The sequence below is a fragment of the Neisseria sp. P0021.S006 genome, assembly GCF_051956895.1.
Map to the genome: position 1 here is coordinate 1 of NZ_JBQCWZ010000222.1, position 1,859 is coordinate 1,859.

Annotated in this window: 1 protein-coding gene and 1 pseudogene; one reads left to right on the plus strand and one right to left on the minus strand. The window is 46.2% G+C overall.

Translation table 11 applies throughout. The annotated features are described in order from the left end of the window. A pseudogene (locus tag ACTHUM_RS12760) lies at positions 1-355 on the plus strand (nicotinate phosphoribosyltransferase); the annotation flags it as partial. A gap of 166 nt (positions 356-521) precedes the next feature. Here ACTHUM_RS12760 and ACTHUM_RS12765 read toward each other — a convergent pair. Next, complete coding sequence (locus tag ACTHUM_RS12765; RefSeq protein ID WP_070459379.1) at positions 522-1,469, minus strand: IS110 family transposase; 948 nt, start codon at positions 1,467-1,469, stop codon at positions 522-524. Positions 1,470-1,859 lie beyond the last annotated feature (390 nt).

A 1,859-nucleotide genomic window follows, 5' to 3' on the forward strand; every position in this document is an offset into this window, starting at 1 on the left:
CGACAGCGGCGATCCTTATGTTTGGGGCGACAAAGCCTACGAGCATTACAAAAAACTCAAAATCGACAGCCGCACCAAAATGCTGACCTTTTCAGACGGCCTCGATATTGAGCGTTCATGGGCGTTGCACCAATACTTCAAAGACCGTTTCAAAACCAGTTTCGGTATCGGTACCAACCTGACCAACGATTTGGGACACACGCCTTTGAACATTGTCTTGAAGCTCGTCGAGTGTAACGGCCAATCCGTCGCCAAGCTCTCCGACTCCCCGGGCAAAACCATGACCACCAACAACACCTTCCTCGCTTACCTGCGCCAAGTGTTTGACGTACCTGAGCCGGAAGAGAAAGCCTAAAAACAAAGATAGTGTATTTCACAGTCAATAAACTTTACATTTCTTAAAGTTGCAATAATACGCACCCTGATTTGTTCAGGGTGTTTTGTTTGATATTAAATGGTTTTGCGTTTTATTTTTTTATTTAGTAAATTAAAAATCGCCGGCGAAAACCAGGTTTAATTTTTCATTTATATCTTTCCACTTGAAAATCTTGGCCGTTCTTCAAAAGTGTGAACGCTATTACCGCCAGTTTCCGCATGAGTGCGACAATTATCACTTTCGGCCTTTTGCCGTTCTTTTGTAGTCGGCTTACATACTTGGCAAAGGTGCTGCTTCGGTATGCGTGCATAGCCGGAATAAACAAGGTTGTTCGCAAATGGGTATTGCCCAGCTTAGAAATACGCGGTCTGCCTTTTAGGCTTGTTCCTGACTGGTTTTCCTTGGGGTCTAAGCCTAGGTAGGCTACAAATTGCGCTGCGGTCTTGAACCGGTCCGTTTGGGTCAGAACTGATAAAAGGCTATTGGCCGCTGCTTCGCCTATGCCTGTGATGGTTTTCAGGCGCTCTTTTTGGATTTTGTAGTCGGGATTGTCTTTGTGAAACTGGTTCAGTTGGTTTTGAACGGCTTTGATTTGCTGTTGAAGATGGGTAATGGTGGACTGTATCAGTGGGAGCAGGTAGGCGGGGGCGGTTTGGAGTTTGGTTTGTTCGGCTGCTTTTTGGCGTTTCAGACGGTGTTGGTATCGTGTCAGTTCTCGCAGTTTGGTTTGTGCTTCGGTGGGTTTCTGCCACGGTCGGGGTTCTAGTGCTTTGCAGTATTGGGCTATAGTTTTTGCGTCTTGACGGTCTGTTTTGGTTCTTTGTAAAACGGCTGTCCCGAAACCTTTTATTTTACGTGGGTTCTCTACACTCATTCGGTAGTATTTGCTCAAATATTCAGCTGCTGCTTCGTAGTATTTCCCTGTTGCTTCGCAGCAGCAATGAAGCCTTTCTGTTGCGCCGTTTTCTTTTAGCCAGTCTTTCAGGTCTTGAAATCCGGCCTGGCTGTTTTTGAACTTACGCTCAAAAAAAAGGCCGTCTGAAATCAGACAGCAATCTATTGTTAATTTCGATACGTCTATGCCTAAGTACATGGGGTTTTGCCTTATGAATACGGGCTTTTTGCCCTAGATAGTGTTCAAATTCAGGTTATTAGAAGACCCGTGCTTCAATCTTTGTTACAGCCTTGTGGCTGTGCCGTACTTACGAAGTCACGGGCTTTGCTTGGTGTTTCGTCAAACGCCAAGCCCTGAAAATGCTGGTTTCACGTTCAGGGCTTGGGGCTTTAAATGTTTTTGCCTTCGGCGACGTTCGCCACGTGGCAGGGGGTGGGGTAAAAAAACCACCCCACCCCTTTGCCCTAGCGTTTTAGGGTTGGCTAGCGTCAAGGGGTATCCAAAAAGATTTATAAAGACGATAAAGCTGTCTTTACAAATCTTTCTGGACGTCCTCCCCCTGACTTGTGGTTAGGTGTGCGATTGGAC

Excerpts from the sequence above, each read along its gene's own strand:
- ACTHUM_RS12765 (WP_070459379.1), bottom strand. The coding sequence starts at position 1,469 with ATGTACTTAGGCATAGACGTATCGAAATTAACAATAGATTGCTGTCTG.